This is a genomic window from Mesorhizobium sp. M7A.F.Ca.US.005.03.2.1 (assembly GCF_003997795.1).
Taxonomy (GTDB): domain Bacteria; phylum Pseudomonadota; class Alphaproteobacteria; order Rhizobiales; family Rhizobiaceae; genus Mesorhizobium; species Mesorhizobium ciceri.
Genome location: NZ_RZRP01001157.1, coordinates 1 through 1,512, shown reverse-complemented (window position 1 = coordinate 1,512; position 1,512 = coordinate 1). Strand labels below are relative to the sequence as shown.

General features: G+C 65.6%; 2 protein-coding genes. Both read left to right on the top strand.

Features of this window, described 5'->3' with window-relative positions:
• Positions 1-466: cyanophycin synthetase (locus EN991_RS35725; protein WP_281058847.1), on the top strand; the 466-nt coding region annotated here is incomplete at its 5' end.
• Positions 463-1,512 (top strand): Mur ligase family protein (locus EN991_RS35720; RefSeq protein WP_127370490.1); only part of this gene is annotated, 1,050 nt, incomplete at its 3' end. The genes EN991_RS35725 and EN991_RS35720, both read left to right, overlap by 4 nt.

Genomic DNA, 1,512 nt, shown 5'->3' with positions numbered 1-1,512 from the left:
GGGCCGGCTCGACCTCGTCGGCACCACCGGCAATGGCGCGCCGGTCTATGTCGACTATGCCCACAAGCCGGACGCGCTTGAAAACGTGCTGGCCTCGGTGCGGCCGTTCACCACCGGCCGCGTCATCGTCGTGTTCGGCTGCGGCGGCGACCGCGACCGGGGAAAAAGGCCGATCATGGGCGAAATCGCGACGCGGCTTGCCGATGTCGTCATCGTCACCGACGACAATCCGCGCTTCGAAGTGCCGGAAACGATCCGTGCCGCTATTTTGGCCGCTGCTCCAGGTGCCATCGAGATCGGCGACCGGCGCCAGGCGATCCACGAAGCGGTCGCCATGCTGCATGCCGGCGACACGCTGATCGTGGCCGGCAAAGGCCACGAGGAAGGCCAGACGATCGGCTCCGAGACCTTGCATTTCTCCGATCATGAGGAAGTCCGCGCGGCACTCACGGAGCGCGCAGCATGAGCTTGCTGTGGACCTCCGAAGCGCTGGTTGCCGCCATGGACGGGCGGCCGCTCGGGCCGATGCCGGATGGCATTTCAGGCATTTCGATCGACAGCCGCAGCCTGCAGCCGGGCGACGCCTTCTTCGCCATCAAGGGCGAGGCGATGGACGGCCATGACTTCGCAACCGCCGCCATCAAGGCTGGCGCTGGCGTGCTGGTGGTGGCCGAAGGCAAGCTGCCGTCGCTCGGCCGGCTGACAGCGCCGATCATCGTCGTCGAGGACGTGCTGGTCGCGCTGGAAAAGCTTGGAGTTGCATCGCGCGCCCGCTCGAGCGCGAAAATCATCGCTGTGACCGGTTCGGCCGGCAAGACCACCACCAAGGAAGCGCTGCGCCATGTGCTGCAAGCCGTAGGCAAGGTGCATGCCTCGGCGCAGTCCTTCAACAATCACTGGGGCGTGCCGCTGACCTTGGCGCGGATGCCTGATGATTGCGACTATGCCGTGTTTGAAATCGGCATGAACCATCCCGACGAGATCCGTCCGCTGGTCAAGATGGTGAGGCCGCATGTCGCCATCGTCACCATGATCGCGGCGGCGCATCTCGGCTTTTTCCGCAATCTGGACGAGATCGCCAAGGCCAAGGCCGAGATTTTCGAGGGGCTGGAGCCCGAGGGGGCCGCCGTCCTCAACCGCGACGATGCCCGCTTCAAGATGCTCGACAAGATGGCCCATGCCGCCGGTGTCGAGCACGTCTACGGCTTCGGCGAGAATGCGCGCTCTACCTTCAAGCTCACCAAATGCGAACTGCATGCCGATCATTCCGACATCACCGCCAGGATCGGCGGCCACGAAGTGACGGCGCGGATCGGCGCGCCCGGCCGCCATATGGTGCAGAACGTGCTGGCGGTGCTGGGTGCGGCGCATCTGGTCGGCGCCGATCTCGACAAGGTTGCTTCAGCACTGGCCGATCTCTCCGCCGAGCGCGGGCGCGGCAAGCGCCATGTGCTGCGCCATCCCGGTGGCTCGACTTCGAGCCACCCCGGTGGACTGATCACGCTGATCGAC